This window comes from Veillonella parvula (assembly GCF_032575955.1).
GTDB lineage: Bacteria > Bacillota > Negativicutes > Veillonellales > Veillonellaceae > Veillonella > Veillonella parvula_J.
Map to the genome: position 1 here is coordinate 273,709 of NZ_JAWFXN010000002.1, position 18,243 is coordinate 291,951.

The following is an 18,243-nucleotide window of genomic DNA, read 5'->3' on the forward strand; positions in this document are numbered from 1 at the left end:
GGAATTATGAATAAAAAAGCAGAAAAATTCGACTTACTCGTTGCTGACCTTAATAAAGGCGGTAACACTTGGTTTACAAAGGAAGAAATGACAGACGATCTTAACACAGTTGTATATCATGGTCGTTTGGATGTTCATGAGCATAGCTTGCCTGTGTTCATCGTTGTAGACGATTCTGCGTTCACCTATGTACGCATCGCTATCACAACAACATCTATTGATAGAAAAGTGATTCCTGCGGTATTGAAAGAACTTAACACGTTAAATCAAGATTACAAGATATCTAAATATTACGTGAGCAATGAAGACAATAACATTTATATGGATGTGTCTATACCATGTTTGAATGAACAATTTGATCCTACTGTAGTAGTGAATCTTATGCTTGAAGTTATTCAACCGCATTTAGATGCTGTACATAAAGATATTCTTAAAGTAGCTGGCTTAGCTTAATAGAGGTTGTTATGAATCCTAAATCCTTATTATTTGATAAGTTTTTGAAAGAAGAAGAAATCATATCTTTTGAACGGAAGGATTTTGATGATGAAGACGGTACAGTAGTATATCGTTCTTATATCAAGTCTCCTTTATGGGATATGCCTTTATTCGTCATTCTCGATAACAGTATTTATAGTGTAGTTCGTTTAGTGTTAGGTCCTGAAAAGGTAACGGCACAAAATATGAATGCCTTGAATGCATTAATTAATCGAGACAATGCGACATATAAAAATTACAAACTATATATTGATGAACAAGATTCTAGCCTATACTTGGATTGCGTATATATGTGTGGTGATGATGCGTTCGAGCCTGCATTGATGTATGCGTTGATGTCTTCTATCGTAGATTATATTTCTGAATCTGTAGGTGAATTGAAAGCTGCCTTTGAAAGTGGTACTCACTAATCAATAATAGATACAAGTTAAGTGATCTAATGTTCGGAATTATGAAAAGAGGATAACCTGTTTATAAATGGGTTATCCTCTTTTTGTATGGATAAGAAAAAATATATAAATATTTTAATTGATAGAGTAAGTTTGTGTTATTATAAGATTGAAAAGGCAGTATTTTATTTTACAGATTTATTTAAAATTATTTTATATGATGCAATCTATATTATTTCGATAGTTCGGAATATAACGAATGATAAAAATATTTAATAAAAAAATATTCGAAAATAGTATTGATTTTGTAAATGTTAGGTGTTACAATTTGAGTACAAGAAGGAGGTAGCACCGTGAACTATGCAAATCAACAAACTCAAAGCAAGTCTACGGAGGCTATTTGCGCGTATTTGTCCCAGTCTGTTTTGGCTGGGCTTTTTTATTAGGAGGATCTATGAAGGTCGGTATTATCATGGGCAGCAAGTCTGACCTAGACACAATGAAAAAGGCATCTGCCGTACTTGATGAATTCAAAATCCCTTATGAAATGGTTATTGCCTCAGCTCATCGTACCCCAGAGGCTGTGAAGAACTTTGTCACACGACTTGAAGATGAAGGGGCTATCGCTTTTATTGCTGGTGCTGGCGCGGCGGCTCATTTACCTGGTGTGGTGGCGAGCTTCACTACATTACCTGTTATCGGCATTCCTCTTAATGCAACGGCTCTAAAAGGCATTGATTCTTTGCTTGCTATCGTTCAAATGCCATCTGGTATGCCTGTAGCAACTATGGCTGTAGATGGTGCTAAAAATGCAGCGCTCTTTGCAGTACAAATTGGAGCAGCTTTCAATAAAGACCTGAAAGAACAATATCAACAATATCGTAAAGATATGGCTGAAAAAGTCTTAGCAGACAATGTAGAATTACAAGGTGCTATTCATATTTAATCATGTAAATCATCGGCGATTAAATATTGGTTAAGAAAAACAGTTTATTTAGATATCTATTACATAGTTTGTATCATTAATTAGTTTGTATCATTAATTTATGATAAAGGAGAAAGATCATGGCTAACATCGATTTGGAAAAATTAACATTATTATACGAAGGCAAAGCAAAACAAGTATATGCAACAGATAACAAAGATGAGTACATCGTTCATTACAAAGATGATGCCACTGCATTTAATGGCGAGAAACATGATACCATTCTTGGAAAAGGTGTTTTGAACAATAAAATTTCCTCTTTCTTCTTTGAATTGTTGAAAAAAGAAGGCGTACCAACTCATTTTGTTCGTCGTGAAGATGATCGCAACCAAACAGTACTTGCATTGAAAATAGTTCCTCTTGAAGTTATTGTTCGTAATATTGCGGCTGGCTCTATGGCTAAACGCTTTGGCATTGAAGAAGGTACACCACTTAAACATCCAATCCTTGAATTCTGCTACAAAAATGATGAATTAGGCGATCCATTTGCCAATGAATCCCAAATCACAGCACTTGGTTGGGCTACTCAAGAACAACTTGATGTAATTTCTACAATTACTTTAAAGGTAAATGATATATTGAAGAAATTTTTGGCTACTAAAAATGTGACCCTTGTAGATTTCAAGGTAGAATTTGGTACCCATAATGGTGAAGTTTTATTGGGTGATGAAATTTCTCCTGATACATGCCGTTTCTGGGATGCTACAACTGGTGAAAAACTTGACAAAGACCGTTTCCGTCGAGATCTTGGTAATATTGAAGAAGCATATAAGGAAATGTTATTCCGTCTTACAGGTGAGCGTGCCTAATAGGGGGGAAGATGAACTACGATTCTGTTTTTGACAAATGGCACGAAGAGTGTGGTGTATTCGGCATCTATGATAGGACCGTTGATGTAGCACGCTATGTATATTGGGGGTTATTTGCTCTCCAACATCGTGGTCAAGAAAGTGCGGGCATTGCTGTTACCGATGGTCATGATGTTGAACTGAAAAAAGGCATGGGCTTGTTGACCGAGGCTATCAAAGAATTACCATCTTTGCCAAGCTATATGGGGACTGGTCATGTGCGGTACTCTACGACTGGGTCCAATAATCCGCGTAATATCCAGCCTTTGGTTATTCACTACCAAGGCGGTCAAATTGCGGTGGCTCACAATGGAAACTTAACGAATGCCTTATCTATTCGAAAACGTCTCGAAGCCGATGGTTCCATCTTTCAAACGACGATGGATTCTGAGGTTATCGTGAACTTGATAGCCCGTTCTAAAGCAGAAACACAAGCGGAACGGATTGCCGATGCGGCGCGTCAAATTGAAGGGGCGTTCTCTTTAGTCATTACTACGAACGACTCTTTAGTAGGTGTACGAGACCCTCAAGGATTTAGACCACTTTGTTTAGGTAAAACTGAAAATGGTTATGTGCTCTCTAGTGAAAGTTGTGCTTTTGATGCGATTAAGGCAGAGTTTATTCGTCATATAGATCCTGGTGAAATGGTTATCATCGATGACTCTGGTGTGCGTAGTACTATGTATGCGGAACCAGAAAAAATCGACAAAAAACTTTGCGTCTTTGAATACATCTATTTTGCACGTGGCGATAGTCATATCGATGGTCAATCCGTATATCAATCTCGGCTAAATATGGGTCGCGAACTATATAACGAAACTAAGTATGATGCGGATATCGTCATGTCCATTCCGGATTCCGGCACAACAGCTGCATTAGGTTATGCTCGCGCATCGGGTATCCCTTTTGCGGAAGGTTTAGTTAAGAACCGTTATAGCGGCCGTACCTTTATTAAACCAAATCAAGAGGAACGAGAATTAGCCGTTCGTATGAAGCTAAATGCATTGCCACATATTGTTGGAGGTAAGCGTATCGTCCTTATTGATGATTCTATTGTGCGTGGTACTACGAGTGGTATCATTGTAAAAATGCTAAAAGAGGCTGGTGCTAAAGAGATTTATATGTGTATTAGTTCTCCAACTATTGAGTATTCCTGTCACTATGGCATTGATACATCGGTGCGTAAAGAACTTATAGCAGCTACTCATACAGTGGATGAAATTAGAGATTTTATCAAGGCTGATAAATTACATTACTTGTCTCGTGAAGGCCTATGTCGTGCTGTATCTGATGTAAAGCCAGATGATTTATGTTTTGCATGTTTCAATGGTGATTATAGTGTAGCGGTTCCTGCGGACCAAGAGGAAGGGGTCAAATATGTGCTCGAATAAAACTAGTTTAACCTATCGCGATGCAGGTGTTGATATCGATGCAGGTAATCGCGCCGTAGAATTGATGAAAGAATCTGTTAAACGGACGTATACACCGGGTGTTGTTGGTGATTTAGGTGGTTTTGGGGGACTCTATTCCTTAGCTGGTCATGCTATGTCTGATCCTATGCTCGTATCTGGTACAGATGGGGTGGGCACCAAATTACGTCTCGCTATCATGATGGATAAACATGATACTATCGGTCAAGACTGTGTAGCTATGAGTGTTAATGATATCCTTGTACAAGGTGCTACACCTTTATTCTTCCTTGATTATATTGCGGTTGGCAAACTAGAGCCTGTAAAAGTGGCGGATATCGTACGCGGTGTAGCTGAGGCGTGCGAAGAATCAGGCTGCGCTTTACTAGGCGGTGAAACTGCTGAGATGGCAGGTTTCTACGATGATGAGGATTATGATGTAGCTGGTTTTGCCGTTGGTATCGTAGATCGTCCTAAATTGATTACTGGTGAAAGTATCAAGGCAGGAGACGTTATTCTTGGGTTACCATCTTCTGGGGTTCATTCTAATGGTTTCTCGTTAGTTCGTAAAATTGTATTTGATCACAAGGGTTTCTCCATTGGTCAAGATATTCCTGAATTTGGCAAAACACTGGGAGAAGAATTATTAACGCCAACGCGCTTATACCCTAAAGCTGTATTGCCGTTGATTAAAGAAAGCCTACTTAAAGGTATGGTTCATATTACGGGTGGGGGCTTCTATGAAAATATTCCTCGCGTTTTACCGGCAGGAGTAAAGGCAGAGGTCGATTGTGATACATGGCCTCGTCTTCCTGTATTCGAAAAGCTACAAGAATGGGGCAATGTAGATTGGCATGAAATGTACCGTACTTTTAACATGGGTATTGGCATGATTCTCATAGTGGACGCTGCGGATGTGGATCGAGTAAAGGCAAATCTTGAAAGTCGTAATGAAGCGGTATATGAAATTGGTCATATCGTTAAAGGCGAAGGTCCAGTTGTTGTAAAAGGGGCGGTATTTAATGACTAGTTCCGTAACTAAAAAGCGTCTAGCTCTATTTGCAAGCGGTAGAGGCTCCAATGGGGAAGCCCTTTATAAAGCGATGCAAGAAGGCTCTATTAAGGGCGAATTTGTAGTCATCATTACAGATTGCGGTACAGCAGGCATAGTGGAACGCTCTAAAAACTGGAATATTCCGCTCGTTGTCATCGAACGTAGTGACTATGATTCTAAAGCTAGTTTTGAAAAGGCTCAACTAGATGCACTAGAACCATATGAGGTAGAGGGCATCGTTTTAGCTGGATATATGCGCATTGTAGGAACTCAATTGATTGAGCACTATGAGCATAAGATATTAAATATTCATCCTGCTCTACTACCATCGTTTCCGGGACTACATGGGCATCAACAAGCTATCGATGCGGGCGTAAAGGTAACTGGTTGTACGGTACACTTTGTTGATGCCGGAATGGATACAGGTCCTATTATCATGCAGAATACGGTTCCTTTATTACCGGAGGATACAGAGGATATCCTGAGTGATAGATTATTGCCTATTGAACATAAAACATATAAAGAGGCGTTACGTCTATTTTGTGAGGATAAGCTCACTATAAAAGGTCGTACGGTTTATATTGAAGATTGATATGTGTAAGCAAATGGAGAGGTTACATGATTAAAAATGCACTACTAAGTGTTTCAGATAAAACGGGTATTGTAGATTTTGCAAAAGGTTTAGTTGACTTAGGTGTAACCATTTATTCTACAGGTGGTACCCTTAAAGCGATTACCGATGCAGGCATTTCTGCAAATGCTGTTGAGTCTTTAACGGGTTTTCCAGAAATGATGGATGGCCGAGTAAAAACTTTACATCCTAACGTGCATGGTGGTATTTTGGCTATCCGTGATAATGCGGAACATAAACAAGCTATGGCAGAACATGGTATCGAACCAATCGACCTTGTTGTGGTGAATCTTTACCCGTTCCGTGAAACCATTGCAAAACCTAATGTGTCCCTAGAAGAGGCCATTGAAAATATCGATATTGGTGGTCCTACGATGGTTCGTTCTGCAGCAAAAAATCATGCGTACGTAGGCATCGTAGTAAATCCAAATCATTACGATGAAATCTTGGAGAGGCTCAAAGACCAAGGAGAATTGACTAAGGAATATCGCCTTGGTCTTGCCAAAGAAGCCTTTGCTCATACAGCGGCTTATGATGTGGCTATCGCTAATTATATGAGTGGAATCTTGCATGAAGGTCCTACACCTTCTGAATATTTGAGCGCTTATGAAAAGGTAACAAATCTTAGATATGGCGAAAATCCGCATCAACAAGCAGCGTTCTACAAAGAAATTGGTACAGTTCATGGCATGGGGGCTTTGAAACAACTACATGGCAAAGAGCTTTCCTATAACAACATCGTAGATATGGAAGCGGCATGGAACATGGTGTGGGAATTTACAGACCCCGCAGCATGTATCATTAAACATACAAACCCATGTGGTGCCGCTACTGCATCTACATTACATGATGCCTATGTAAATGCGTATGAAGCTGATTCCGTATCTGCCTTTGGTGGCATCGTAGCCTTAAATCGTGAAGTAGATGCAAGTACAGCGGAGGAAATGAGCAAAATTTTCTTAGAAGTTATTATGGCGCCAGCTTTCACAAAAGAAGCATTAGAAATCCTTGAAGCAAAGAAAAATATTCGCCTCATCGAGCTATCTAAGCCGGAATCTGGCCAAGTGACAGTGAAAAAGGTGTCTGGTGGTTTATTAGTGCAAACAGAAGACGATCTCGTAGAAGACCGCGCCAATTATAAAGTTGTTACGAAGGTACAACCGACAGAGGAACAATGGAAAGCCCTTGAATTTGCATGGAAACTTGTAAAACATGTAAAGTCCAATGCTATTTTGATTTCTAATGAAAAGCGTACCCTTGGAGTTGGGGCCGGTCAAATGAATCGCGTAGGCTCTGCAAAAATTGCCCTTGAACAAGCCGGGGAAGCCGCAAAAGGTGCTGTTTTGGCATCCGATGCATTCTTCCCCTTTGGCGATACCGTAGAAACAGCGGCAAAACATGGCATTGCAGCTATTATTCAACCAGGTGGCTCTATTCGCGATGAAGAATCCATCAAAGCGGCTGACGAAGCGGGCATTGCCATGGTATTTACAAATATTCGTCACTTTAAACATTAATTGGTTAAGAACTTTTAGCGGATTGTTAAACACTATCAGGGCAAAATATCTATTGTATAGTCAACAATTATTGATGTTTGGAGTAGTCTCGTTATGTGTTTATATTATTATAAACTTAATGGCGTTTAGGCGCCGATGGAGGACTTATGAAAGTATGTGTAATCGGTAACGGCGGCCGCGAACATGCATTGGCGTGGCGATTGTCCATCAGCCCTAGCGTAACAAAGGTATATGCTATTCCTGGTAGCGCAGCCATGTCAGATTGTGCAGAGCTAGTTGGCATCGATTGGCAACAAAGTGATCATTTGATTAGCTTTTTGAAAGAGAATCAAGTTGATTTAGTTGTTGTTGGGCCTGAGGCTCCTTTGGTAGCAGGCTTAGCGGATGTACTCAATAAGGCGGGAATTCCAGTTTTTGGTCCATCTAAAGCAGCCGCTCAACTAGAGGGCTCAAAGGTATTTGCCAAGGATCTCATGAAAAAATACAACATACCAACTGCTGCGTATGGTGTATTCCACAAGGTAGATGAAGCAAAAGCTTTTATTGCTCAAACAGGAGCTCCTATCGTTGTTAAAGCTGACGGTTTGGCGGCAGGGAAGGGTGTTGTAGTAGCCATGACCATCGATGAAGCGAATGTAGCCGTAGAAGATATGCTCAGTGGTAATCGATTCGGAGATGCAGGCAGCACTGTTGTTATTGAAGAGTTTATGGAAGGCGAAGAGGCTAGTTTATTAGCCTTTGTAGATGGCAAGACCGTAGTTCCTATGATTGCCTCTCAAGATCATAAACGTATTTTTGATGGTGATAAAGGGGCTAATACTGGTGGCATGGGGACCTATGCACCGGCACCAGTTCTTACGGATGCATTGCGGGACGAAGCGATGAAAACTATCTTGGAGCCTATAGTAGCGGCCATGGAAAAGGAAGGTATGCCGTATGTGGGCTGCCTCTACGCTGGGCTTATGATTACTGACGAAGGTCCTAAGGTGGTAGAGTTCAATGCACGATTTGGAGACCCTGAAACGCAAGTTGTATTGCCTCTACTAGATAGTGATTTAGGTCAAATCATGATGGCTTGTGCTAAGGGCACATTAACAGCTGATATGGTGAAATGGAAAGACTCCTCGGCGGCCTGCGTTATCCTTGCCTCTAAGGGTTATCCTGAAACTTCATCAAAGGGCGATGTCATCAGTGGGGATATTAAACAATATGACACAACCATCGTATTCCACTCTGGTACAAAGCTTGTTGGTGAAAACTATGTCACTAATGGCGGCCGTGTGCTCGGTGTTGTTGGTCTTGGCAAAGACCTTAGAACGGCACTTGATAGAGCCTATGGACGTATAGCGCATATCGACTTTGAAGGCATGCAATATCGTACAGATATTGGGGCTAAGGCTTTCAAATAAAGTAACAACATTTTAAATATAATGAAAACCTCTACATTCATGCATAACGCATGCGGTGTAGAGGTTTTTATTTTCTACCTTTTAATGGTTACCTGTGATATAATAAATTAGATATAAAGAGGGCCCATCGACGTGTGATGGCGTTAGGCTCATCTCAAAAATTTGGAAACTTATTGATGACGCCTGACGTGTAGAAGCAAATCTTCTACACGTTAGGTGTTTTTACTATAGTCTATTTTATTTTTTAATAGCGATATACAACTATGATATATAATAAAGAACCGTTAGAACTGAATAGTCCGGTAGCCTTTTGGCTGAATTTCCCCAACGAAGAACGCGTATTCTGGGTGGATCGTCAAAGTAACCGCATCGTTGTAGGCGCTAAACGGCTGGCGACGGTTAAAGATGATGAGGACCGCCATAATTACGCTTACGTGTTTTATGGGGATACTTTTTTTGAGAACTCCAAGGACCCCAAATGGGCTGGTATGGGCCATGAAATGATTGCTTTCACCCATTACTACATCGTAGAAAATGGGGAATCTTTCTACTTGCACGCTGGTGAAAGCGTCCTTATTACAGATTTCGAGGTGCCTCGAGTTCGCCATAACTACAAGGAAACCAGTGATGATAAGGCTGCTTGGGATAGTTTGATGAATGCTATCGCTGACGGCATTAGCAGTGGTGAAATGACAAAGGTCGTTTCTTCTCGAGAGGTACAGTTCACTAGCGAAATACCATACAATGTGGCGAGTATTTTGGCGAATTTGGTAGATAATAATCCAAATTGCTTTATCTTTGGTTACGAAAAGGATGGACGTACCTTTGTGGGCGCATCGCCAGAGATTCTAGTTCGCCATCGAGGTAGTGAAATTCTCAGTTATGCCTTAGCGGGTACTGCTCCTAAACATGGACCAAATGCGTGGACTAAGGAACAACTGTTAACAGATAAGAAAAATCTCTTTGAACATAATATCGTGCGCGATCGTATCGTGAAAACAATGGAGTCTATAACACCTGATGTTACCATAGGTGAAACGGATATCATGGAGCTAGCTCATCTCTATCACTTGCGCACCATTATTACTGCAAAGGATAGCACAAAATCCCTCGTGGAATGGGCAAAGTTGCTACATCCTACACCAGCTCTCGGCGGTGAACCGCGAGAAAAGGCATTGGCTCTGTTACAAGAATACGAAGCCCACGAGCGCGGTATGTATGCAGCGCCTTTTGGTTTTATGAAAGATATGGGGGACGGCATCGTCGTCGTTGCCATTCGATCTGCACTCATCATGGATAATGTTCTTTATGCCTATGCAGGATGTGGCGTCGTAGCCGATTCTGATGCGGATGAAGAGTACGCAGAAACTAATAATAAAATGCGCACCATTTTGGATGCGTTATAATACATTTCCAAACCCTTAGGAGTTGTTGAAAGGGAATATAATGAACGAATATATTGCTGCCTTGGTAGATGAGTTTTACCAACTCGGCGTCCGTCATGCAGTGTTTAGCCCTGGATCGCGTTCTACGACGATGGCTATGCTTTTCACGGAGTATGAAGGCTTTGAAACATATATGAATATAGATGAGCGCTCTGCTAGCTTTATGGCGCTTGGCATTGCAAAGGCTCATAAAGAACCAACTGTACTAGTTTGTACATCTGGTTCGGCAGTGGCTCATTATTTGCCCGCTATTTTAGAGGCTCAATATAGTGGGGTACCTCTTATCGTATTGTCTGCTGATCGACCTCATACCTTGTTGCATGTAGGGGCTCCACAGACAGTAGATCAACAAAAGATTTTTGGTACAGCCGTAAACTATTACGAAGAATTAGTGGTGCCGCAAGAGGACCATTACTACACATATCCACGCCAAGTAGCTCGCAAGGCGTATATGAAAGCTATGGACATCAAAAAGGGGCCAGTGCATATCAATGTACCCCTCTTTGAGCCATTAGTGCCTGAACTGGATCGTAAGCACTTTGAAGTGGGACGTAGCCCTTACAAAGTATTTAAACCTAATTACGGTGATGTATTTAGCTATCAGAATAGAAGTAATAATACAAGTAACGTAAGTAAAGCAAGTAACGTAAGCTATACTAAAAATACTACTGATAATAACACTAATAACCCTAATAACTCTAATCGATTGCTTGCGCAATATAAGAAAGTTCTTATTTTAGCTGGTCCACAAATCGATGTAAACGAAGTTGAATCTATTCACTCCTTTGCGGAGAACTTACAAGCTCCTATCTTGGCGGATCCATTGTCCAATGTAAGACGCTGGCATAAGACTGATGCTATTGATGATAATCATGAATTTAATATCAATCGTAGTAATGATACAGATATGACTCAGGAAAAACAGTCTCCTGATGTTGTGATTTCAACGTATGATGCATTTTTAGCGGATAAAGACCTATGGCCTGTACTAAAGCCGGATTGTGTGATTCAGTTTGGCCAAATCGTTGTGTCGAAACGGGTACAGCAAATGGTGGCAAGTTGGAATAGTGTGGAGTATATTGAGGTAAATCCCACAATGGACTCCATGAATCCAACGGGGAAAACCACCATACACATGCAAGCAAGCATCGATATGTTTACGCATTTGTACGCTGTAAAGAACGAATCTAATGCATATCTTAATAGTTGGCAAAGTTTAGAAGTAGCTGGCAAAGCTCAACTAAGTACAGCCATAGAAGAACCAAGTTGTTTTGAAGGTCGCACGATACGCGAGTTACAACAACATATTCCTGACAATAGCCAATTGCTTGTGGCGAATAGTATGACCATTCGCGACTTTGATTATTTCTGGTTCTCTGGTGAATCCGATGCCGTTCTTTACGGTAATCGTGGTGTTAATGGTATCGATGGCACCGTTTCAACTGCACTAGGTCTTGCCACAAATGGTAAGTCTACATATCTTGTAACGGGAGATTTGTCTTTGTTCCATGATCTAAACGGCTTAGCGGTCGCTAAAACGCAAAATCTAAATTTGACGATTATTTTACATAATAACGATGGAGGCGGTATTTTTGAATACTTACCGCAAAAGGGGACAAAGCATTTTGATTACTTGTTCTCTACATCACAAGGTTTAGATTATAGTGGGGCCGTTAAACTCTATGGCTGTGGGTACACTAAAATCTCAGGTCCTGATGAATTGAGCACTGTATTAGCTAAAGTTAGCACGGAATCTGGCGTTCATATCATTGAAATACCTACAGACCGGGAATATAGTCGACAGTTACATAAGAAATATACAAAAGTTTCAGTTGATATGGAGGCATTACTATGAGTCAGTATTTTTGCAGTATTGTAGATAATGCTTTATGTAATCCAGCTCAGCGTATGTATTTTGACTTGGGCGAGTACCGCTACGGTTTGACTGTGGTTGGAGAAGGTGAACCCATTGTATGTTTCCATGGTTTTTCTGAATCAAGCTACACTTGGGATTCTATTAATCTGCCGGGGTATCGTGTGGTCCGTATCGATTTGATCGGCCATGGTGATTCAGATATTCCTGATGAGGATAAGGCCTATACAATTCCTCAAATGATAGAGGATTTGCATACAGTTATTTATCATATGGTTGGTGAAAGTTATTACCTCATGGGTTACTCCATGGGTGCGCGTATTGCGCTTTCTTATGCTTTGCACTACGAACGTGAAATCAAAGGTATCGTTCTTGAAAGTGGCTCTGTAGGTATCGCTTCTGATGTTGAGCGAGCTGAACGCCGTAAGGCTGATGAAGACTTAGCGAGTCACATCGAAGAGCATGATGGCGCTTGGTTTGCTACACGATGGGCGGAGGTTCCTATTTTTGAGAGTCAAAAACAGCTTTCAGAAGGAGTAGAGGAATTAATCTATCTACGTCGATCCAATAATAGTACATACGCCTTAGCCTGTACATTGCGTGGCTCAGGGCAGGGCGTAATGCCTTATGTAGGCGATAAAATAGAAAAATTCTCTGTCAAAGGTTTATATGTGAGTGGCGCATTAGATACAAAATATACTACAATAGGAAGAGATGTATTTGGCAAGTTGCCAAGTTTTAATCATGTCATCGTCGAAGGGGCGGGACATAATGTACATATAGAGAAACCGCAGATTTTTGAACGAGCGGTGTTAGATTTTTTACAGAAGAAAGGTTAAGTCCATGAGCAAATTTGATTGGAAAGTATTGGATCGTAATTATGAAGATGTAATTTACGAAACATATAATGGCATTGCAAAGATTACTATTAACCGTCCAGAGGTACGTAATGCGTTCCGTCCTAAAACGGTTATGGAGTTAATTGATGCTTTCACAGTAGCTCGTGAAGATAACGAAGTAGGCGTAATCGTATTGACTGGTGCTAACCATGGTAAGGGCGAAGATAAAGAAGCGTTCTGCTCCGGCGGTGACCAAAGCGTACGTGGTCACGGTGGTTATGTAGGTGACGATAATGTACCTCGCTTGAACGTTCTCGATTTACAACGCTTGATTCGCGTTATTCCAAAACCTGTTATCGCTATGGTTAATGGTTATGCTATCGGTGGCGGTCATGTGTTGCACATCGTGTGTGACCTTACCATCGCTTCTGAAAATGCTAAATTCGGTCAAACTGGTCCTCGTGTAGGTTCCTTCGACGCTGGCTATGGTGCAGGTTACTTGGCTCGCATGATTGGTCACAAACGCGCTCGTGAAGTATGGTTCTTGTGTCGTCAATACACAGCAGCTCAAGCGTATGAAATGGGCATGGTTAATACTGTGGTACCATTCGACAAATTGGAAGAAGAAACAGTTCAATGGTGTAGCGAAATCCTTGAATTATCTCCAATGGCTTTGCGCATGTTGAAAGGTGCCTTTAATGCCGACACAGATGGCCTTGCAGGTTTACAACAATTCGCAGGGGACGCTACATTGATGTACTATACAATTGATGAAGCAAAAGAAGGTCGCGACGCGTTCAAAGAAAAACGGAAACCTAACTTCAAACAATTCCCTAAATTCCCTTAATCGGGAGTCGATACAGTCCTATATGACGGATTATATTAACGGTTAAAACGACAAGTGCGCCTCTATAGGAGGCGCCTTTCTTGTAATATCTCTTTATTTATCATATTTCAATTATTATTTTTTAGTTATTATTTACTATTTACTATTTACTATTTACTGGTAATTGGTAATTAGTGATTACTTATTAGTGATTAGGTTTAGATACGAGGTGAGATGATGGAGTGGTTACGTTATGGTGCACAGCACTACCCTAATCGTATATGCATAAATGAATACACCTATAACGATATATACCGTGGCGTACTCCATGTAGCTCGTAATTTAGTGCCTTTAGATGCATCTCGTGTGGCTATCTTATCCGATAATTCTCTGACCATGGCAATGTATGTGTTGGCTGCTATGCTAGTTCATAAAGAGGTACTTCTACTCAATGTACATCTTAAGCCAAAGGAAATAGAAAACCAATTGGATCAATTAGGTGTTACCACCGTACTACATAGTAAAGAACGACGTAATCAATTGCCCGATACTATCGAAACTCAAGTATTAAGTTTAGTTGAACCTATAGCATCAGATTCTATTGAAAATCAATTATCTCATTCCGTTGGTTTGGAGGCTTCTAATCCAATTGTTACAATTGAGTTTGAAACTCTAGAAAGAATTCTATCGGATTTAGCGGTCGAGGACTCCTTTGATTGGGTCTTTGTGGACACAGACATAGCTGCTATCATGAATACGAGCGCTACTACGGGGCAATTTAAGTCTGTACCGCTTCGATGGGGGCAAATTAAAGCTCATGTACAAGCTTCTCAAGAGGTACTAGGAAAAACGGAGCAGGATAATTGGCTAATGGTACTGCCTCTGTTTCATGTAAGTGGTTTATCTATCTTGATGAGGTCTCTTTACAACGGGACGGCTGTCACTATTTTGCCTAAATATGATGAAGCTCAAGTTCTCAAACTTATAGAATCTGAGCAAATCAATATGATGTCCTTAGTGCCTACCATTTTGACTCAATTAGAGCCACATATTACACATCATAAGTTACGCGTTATCTTGCTCGGTGGAGAGTTCATTCCGATGGCACTAATCGATGCTTGTGAAAAGAAATCGCTGCCTATCTTTAAGACCTACGGCATGACGGAAACCTTTAGTCAAAGCGTTACCTTTTCTGTATTGGATTATCCTGATAAACGAGAATCTGTAGGTAAGCCATTGCCTGGCATGCAGGTTCGCATCGATAACCCTGATGCGGATGGGGTAGGCGAAATTCATTTGACGGGCCCGATGGTTATGTCTGGGTATATCAACAAGGAATCTATCGATGGAGACTTTAATACAGATGATATTGGTTACATCGATGAGGATGGCTTTGTTTATATTTTGAATCGTCGTAAGGATCTCATCATTTCTGGGGGTGAAAATATTTATCCTAAGGAGCTAGAGGATTTGGTCTATACGTTGCCATCGGTGAAGGAATGTGCCGTTGTGCCTGTACCTGATGCTAAATGGGGACAAGTGCCAGCACTCTTTGTGGCCTTTCATGATGGTAAAAGTCTGCTACCAGAGGATATTCTAGCTTTTATGTCGAACTCTTTAGCGAAATATAAGGTTCCAAAATATGTAAAAGCATTAACCGCATTGCCTCGAAATGGAACTGGCAAAATATTGCGCAATGAATTGAAATTAGAAAACTGAGGCACCTATGAATGATATTTTAAACTTTAAAAGTATAACTACATATCGCCTTAAATTGCCGCTGAACTTTAACTTCAAGACCGCCAAGGGGGAGGTAAAAGAGCGGGAAACCATCGTAATCCGTATCGAGGATCAACAGGGTTATGTAGGGTATGGGGAATGCGTAGCTTTCACAGAGCCATTCTATACATTTGAGACCGTAGAAACCTGTTGGAAAACCTTAGTAGATGATTATATCTTTAATCTGCGCTTAATGCGGCCCAAACCGCTCATGACCTATGTACGACAATTACAGTTTTGGCTCAATCGAGATAATATGCCTATGGCCATTGCGGCTCTAGAAAATGCACTCATTCATCTTCATTGCGAACGAATAGGTGTAAACTCTGTTTCTTATATTATGGGACAAGCTTTACAAGATACTATTGAAAGTGGTGTCGTTGTCGGTGATGTACCAATAGACAAATTACTCGATATTGTAGAGTGCCATGTTACAAGTGGTTGTAAGCGGATTAAATTAAAGGTAAATCCTGTAGATGGTTATGAACGAGTAGCTTTAGTTCGCAAACATTATCCGGATTTAGTTTTAGCGGCTGATGCAAATCGAAGCTATTCGTATCAAGAAATCGATAAGGTGCGTCAGTATGATGATTTAGGTCTAGCTTGTATTGAAGAGCCCTTTGCGATGGCAAACCTTCAATCTTATAGAGATTGGAAGTGGGAATGCCTTAATGATGACGATTGGAAAATCTATACGCCAATTTGTTTAGATGAGTCCATTTTAGGATATGATGATCTGTCCTATGCTATTGAATATGACTTAATCGATGTGTTGAATGTAAAAGTAGGGCGAATGGGTGGTCTTATTCCAACAAAAGCGGCTATTAATCTATGTAGAGAACGTCATATTCCATATTGGATTGGTAGCATGGTAGAGTCAGGGGTTTCTAAAATGCTTCATGTCCAGCTTGCCGCATTAGGAGATTCCTATATGGCAGGGGATTTGTCCGATTCAAATCGATATTTTGAACAAGACCTTATTTTCCCAGATTTAACATTTAAAGATGGTGTTATGCATGTTCCCGATGGTGATGGACTAGGTGTAACAGTCTTTGATGACCGGCTAGAAGCCTATTGTATGGAGAAACGAACACTATGAATTTAATTGAATCCTTACAAATTGATGCTCCTCGTATGACGAGTGATAACACATGTATTGCAAAAATGAATTTAACTGAGTTTCACAAACAACCACAAGGCTATTTAAACGGTGGTGCTATATTAGCTTTTGCAGAAATTATTGCAGGTATGATGAGTAATGAACTGGTAGGTTCTCATAAATTTGGTGTAGGACAATCTGTAACTGCTAACCATCTACGCCCTGTAAAGTGTGAAGGATCCTTAACAGCGTTAGGAACTTTACTAGTAAAAGGTAAGTCATCCCATGTGTGGCGCTTTGATATGATAGATGATGCACAACGCCTTATCTCACAAGTGACTGTAACCTTGGCTATTGTAGATTTTGATAGATAAAATCTCATTTCTAATGGATTTAGTTATATTTGCTAATTAAGCTATGTATAATTTCGTCTTACATGAGAACTTACGATTGTTAAGATTATAGGATAATAAAAGGACAGTATATACCTTTCGGTAGATACTGTCCTTTGTTGGTTTTACAATGTAAATGGCTCATCTAGAAAAACGACATAGCTCTTATTTACGTTTTCTAAGATCTGCAATTTAAAATGTTAGAAAAGACAAAGATATTTATTTTCTAGTGATAGTATATAGGTCTTCAATATTAGGAATATCGTAAATTACCCATGTTCCATCTCCTAAATGACGCATCAAAACTCTTATATCTTTTGTCATATTCTTTTTATTATTTTGTATCGTTACAGTCACAGTAGCCATATCACCATTATCTTCTGACTTCAGGTTTTTAACCTCTACATCATGTTCCTTAAATAGGCGACCTTCTACAAGACGATCTACCATAGACTTATTATCATCATTTGCTGTAGTAGTATTATTGGTAGGTGATTCAGATTTAAAACTGTCAGGATCTTCGATATATGTCCGTATTACGTCTTCGATAAGAGCTGGTCCAAATGTTTTGGTAGCTGCTATTGTAGCTTTACCAAGTGGGGTAGATGTATCGATATATTTATTGCCTTCTCGTTCTACAATGTTTTTTACAATGGATTTTATATCTACGTGGCGTAATGCTTCGTCTGCATCTTTATCTTGTACTGCTTGGTGAATGATTTTTAATGTGTAGGCTGGTGTATGTGGTACATACCATAAGAAGTACCATGCTGCGGCCATTGCTCCTACACTGGCTATGATAAGAGCGATAATAACACCTTTTGAATTGAACTTATTCACAGCGAATCCTTTCATGTTTCTATAGAGCCATTTTCATACTGAATATATACATATTGTAGCATATTAAGTAAAGAATAGGATGATTTCTAGTAAAGGTTATACCTAGTGAAGCTTATAGGGAAAATTGTACTATTACGAAAACTGACGAATTATGACGATAAAGGGTGGATTCTTGTAATATATTATAGAGATACATTTATAAAAGCTATAAAATAACGATTATCAAATATAATCAATTATTTTAATAGATTTGTAATAATATTTCTTAAAAAAATAGTTGCATTGCTCTTAAATCCATGATATTATGTACAAGTAGTCAACGCGAGTTGATACGCGGCCCCGTGGTGTAGCGGTTAACATGTCGCCCTGTCACGGCGAAGATCGTCAGTTCAAATCTGATCGGGGTCGCCATT

17 protein-coding genes and 1 tRNA gene are annotated in these 18,243 nt (G+C 40.1%); 17 read left to right on the forward strand and 1 reads right to left on the reverse strand.

Features of this window, described 5'->3' with window-relative positions; translation table 11 throughout:
- The first annotated feature begins 6 nt into the window (after window positions 1-6).
- The 16 genes from E7L28_RS04080 to E7L28_RS04155 all read left to right on the forward strand — a co-directional run bounded on the left by E7L28_RS04080 (window position 7) and on the right by E7L28_RS04155 (window position 16,972).
- The gene (locus tag E7L28_RS04080) at window positions 7-453 is read left to right on the forward strand and encodes a hypothetical protein (protein WP_278466919.1); all 447 of its coding nucleotides are present in this window, start codon (window positions 7-9) and stop codon (window positions 451-453) included.
- A gap of 11 nt (window positions 454-464) precedes the next feature.
- The gene (locus tag E7L28_RS04085; RefSeq protein WP_316692289.1) at window positions 465-905 is read left to right on the forward strand and encodes a hypothetical protein; all 441 of its coding nucleotides are present in this window, start codon (window positions 465-467) and stop codon (window positions 903-905) included.
- 433 nt (window positions 906-1,338) lie between these two features.
- Window positions 1,339-1,830, forward strand: a complete 492-nt coding sequence (gene purE, locus E7L28_RS04090) for a 5-(carboxyamino)imidazole ribonucleotide mutase (RefSeq protein ID WP_287507595.1) — start codon at window positions 1,339-1,341, stop codon at window positions 1,828-1,830.
- A gap of 119 nt (window positions 1,831-1,949) precedes the next feature.
- Window positions 1,950-2,678, forward strand: a complete 729-nt coding sequence (gene purC / locus E7L28_RS04095; RefSeq protein ID WP_004693728.1) for a phosphoribosylaminoimidazolesuccinocarboxamide synthase — start codon at window positions 1,950-1,952, stop codon at window positions 2,676-2,678.
- A gap of 11 nt (window positions 2,679-2,689) precedes the next feature.
- Window positions 2,690-4,108, forward strand: coding sequence for an amidophosphoribosyltransferase (gene purF / locus E7L28_RS04100; protein ID WP_008602814.1), 1,419 nt, complete (start codon window positions 2,690-2,692; stop codon window positions 4,106-4,108).
- Window positions 4,095-5,156, forward strand: a complete 1,062-nt coding sequence (purM, locus tag E7L28_RS04105) for a phosphoribosylformylglycinamidine cyclo-ligase (RefSeq protein WP_316711452.1) — start codon at window positions 4,095-4,097, stop codon at window positions 5,154-5,156. The genes purF and purM overlap by 14 nt, the downstream gene beginning before the upstream one ends.
- The gene (purN, locus tag E7L28_RS04110) at window positions 5,149-5,772 is read left to right on the forward strand and encodes a phosphoribosylglycinamide formyltransferase (protein ID WP_316692389.1); all 624 of its coding nucleotides are present in this window, start codon (window positions 5,149-5,151) and stop codon (window positions 5,770-5,772) included. The genes purM and purN overlap by 8 nt, the downstream gene beginning before the upstream one ends.
- A gap of 26 nt (window positions 5,773-5,798) precedes the next feature.
- Entirely contained in the window at window positions 5,799-7,328 is a 1,530-nt protein-coding gene (gene purH / locus E7L28_RS04115; RefSeq protein WP_316711453.1) for a bifunctional phosphoribosylaminoimidazolecarboxamide formyltransferase/IMP cyclohydrolase, read from the forward strand.
- A 146-nt stretch (window positions 7,329-7,474) separates the two neighbouring features.
- Window positions 7,475-8,737: a phosphoribosylamine--glycine ligase gene (purD, locus tag E7L28_RS04120; RefSeq protein WP_316691988.1), complete on the forward strand. Its 1,263-nt coding sequence runs from the start codon at window positions 7,475-7,477 to the stop codon at window positions 8,735-8,737.
- 263 nt (window positions 8,738-9,000) lie between these two features.
- Window positions 9,001-10,143 (forward strand): isochorismate synthase, encoded by a 1,143-nt coding sequence (locus E7L28_RS04125; RefSeq protein WP_316691987.1) that lies wholly within the window; start codon window positions 9,001-9,003, stop codon window positions 10,141-10,143.
- Between the two features lie 40 nt (window positions 10,144-10,183).
- Window positions 10,184-12,037, forward strand: a complete 1,854-nt coding sequence (gene menD, locus E7L28_RS04130; RefSeq protein WP_316691986.1) for a 2-succinyl-5-enolpyruvyl-6-hydroxy-3-cyclohexene-1-carboxylic-acid synthase — start codon at window positions 10,184-10,186, stop codon at window positions 12,035-12,037.
- Window positions 12,034-12,894, forward strand: a complete 861-nt coding sequence (gene menH, locus E7L28_RS04135; protein WP_316691985.1) for a 2-succinyl-6-hydroxy-2,4-cyclohexadiene-1-carboxylate synthase — start codon at window positions 12,034-12,036, stop codon at window positions 12,892-12,894. The genes menD and menH overlap by 4 nt, the downstream gene beginning before the upstream one ends.
- Window positions 12,895-12,898: 4 nt before the next feature.
- Window positions 12,899-13,741 (forward strand): 1,4-dihydroxy-2-naphthoyl-CoA synthase, encoded by an 843-nt coding sequence (menB, locus tag E7L28_RS04140; protein WP_316589062.1) that lies wholly within the window; start codon window positions 12,899-12,901, stop codon window positions 13,739-13,741.
- A gap of 213 nt (window positions 13,742-13,954) precedes the next feature.
- Complete coding sequence (gene menE, locus E7L28_RS04145; protein WP_316691984.1) at window positions 13,955-15,439, forward strand: o-succinylbenzoate--CoA ligase; 1,485 nt, start codon at window positions 13,955-13,957, stop codon at window positions 15,437-15,439.
- A 7-nt stretch (window positions 15,440-15,446) separates the two neighbouring features.
- Window positions 15,447-16,598 (forward strand): o-succinylbenzoate synthase, encoded by a 1,152-nt coding sequence (gene menC, locus E7L28_RS04150; protein ID WP_316691983.1) that lies wholly within the window; start codon window positions 15,447-15,449, stop codon window positions 16,596-16,598.
- On the forward strand, window positions 16,595-16,972 hold the full coding sequence (locus E7L28_RS04155) for a PaaI family thioesterase (protein ID WP_316691982.1): 378 nt from the start codon (window positions 16,595-16,597) through the stop codon (window positions 16,970-16,972). Before menC ends, E7L28_RS04155 begins: the two co-directional genes overlap by 4 nt.
- A 237-nt stretch (window positions 16,973-17,209) precedes the next feature.
- Here E7L28_RS04155 and E7L28_RS04160 read toward each other — a convergent pair whose 3' ends face one another.
- Complete coding sequence (locus tag E7L28_RS04160; RefSeq protein WP_316691981.1) at window positions 17,210-17,845, reverse strand: DUF2939 domain-containing protein; 636 nt, start codon at window positions 17,843-17,845, stop codon at window positions 17,210-17,212.
- Between the two features lie 320 nt (window positions 17,846-18,165).
- Here E7L28_RS04160 and E7L28_RS04165 point away from each other — a divergent pair.
- Window positions 18,166-18,241: transfer RNA gene (locus E7L28_RS04165), tRNA-Asp, on the forward strand.
- The last annotated feature ends 2 nt before the right edge of the window (window positions 18,242-18,243 follow it).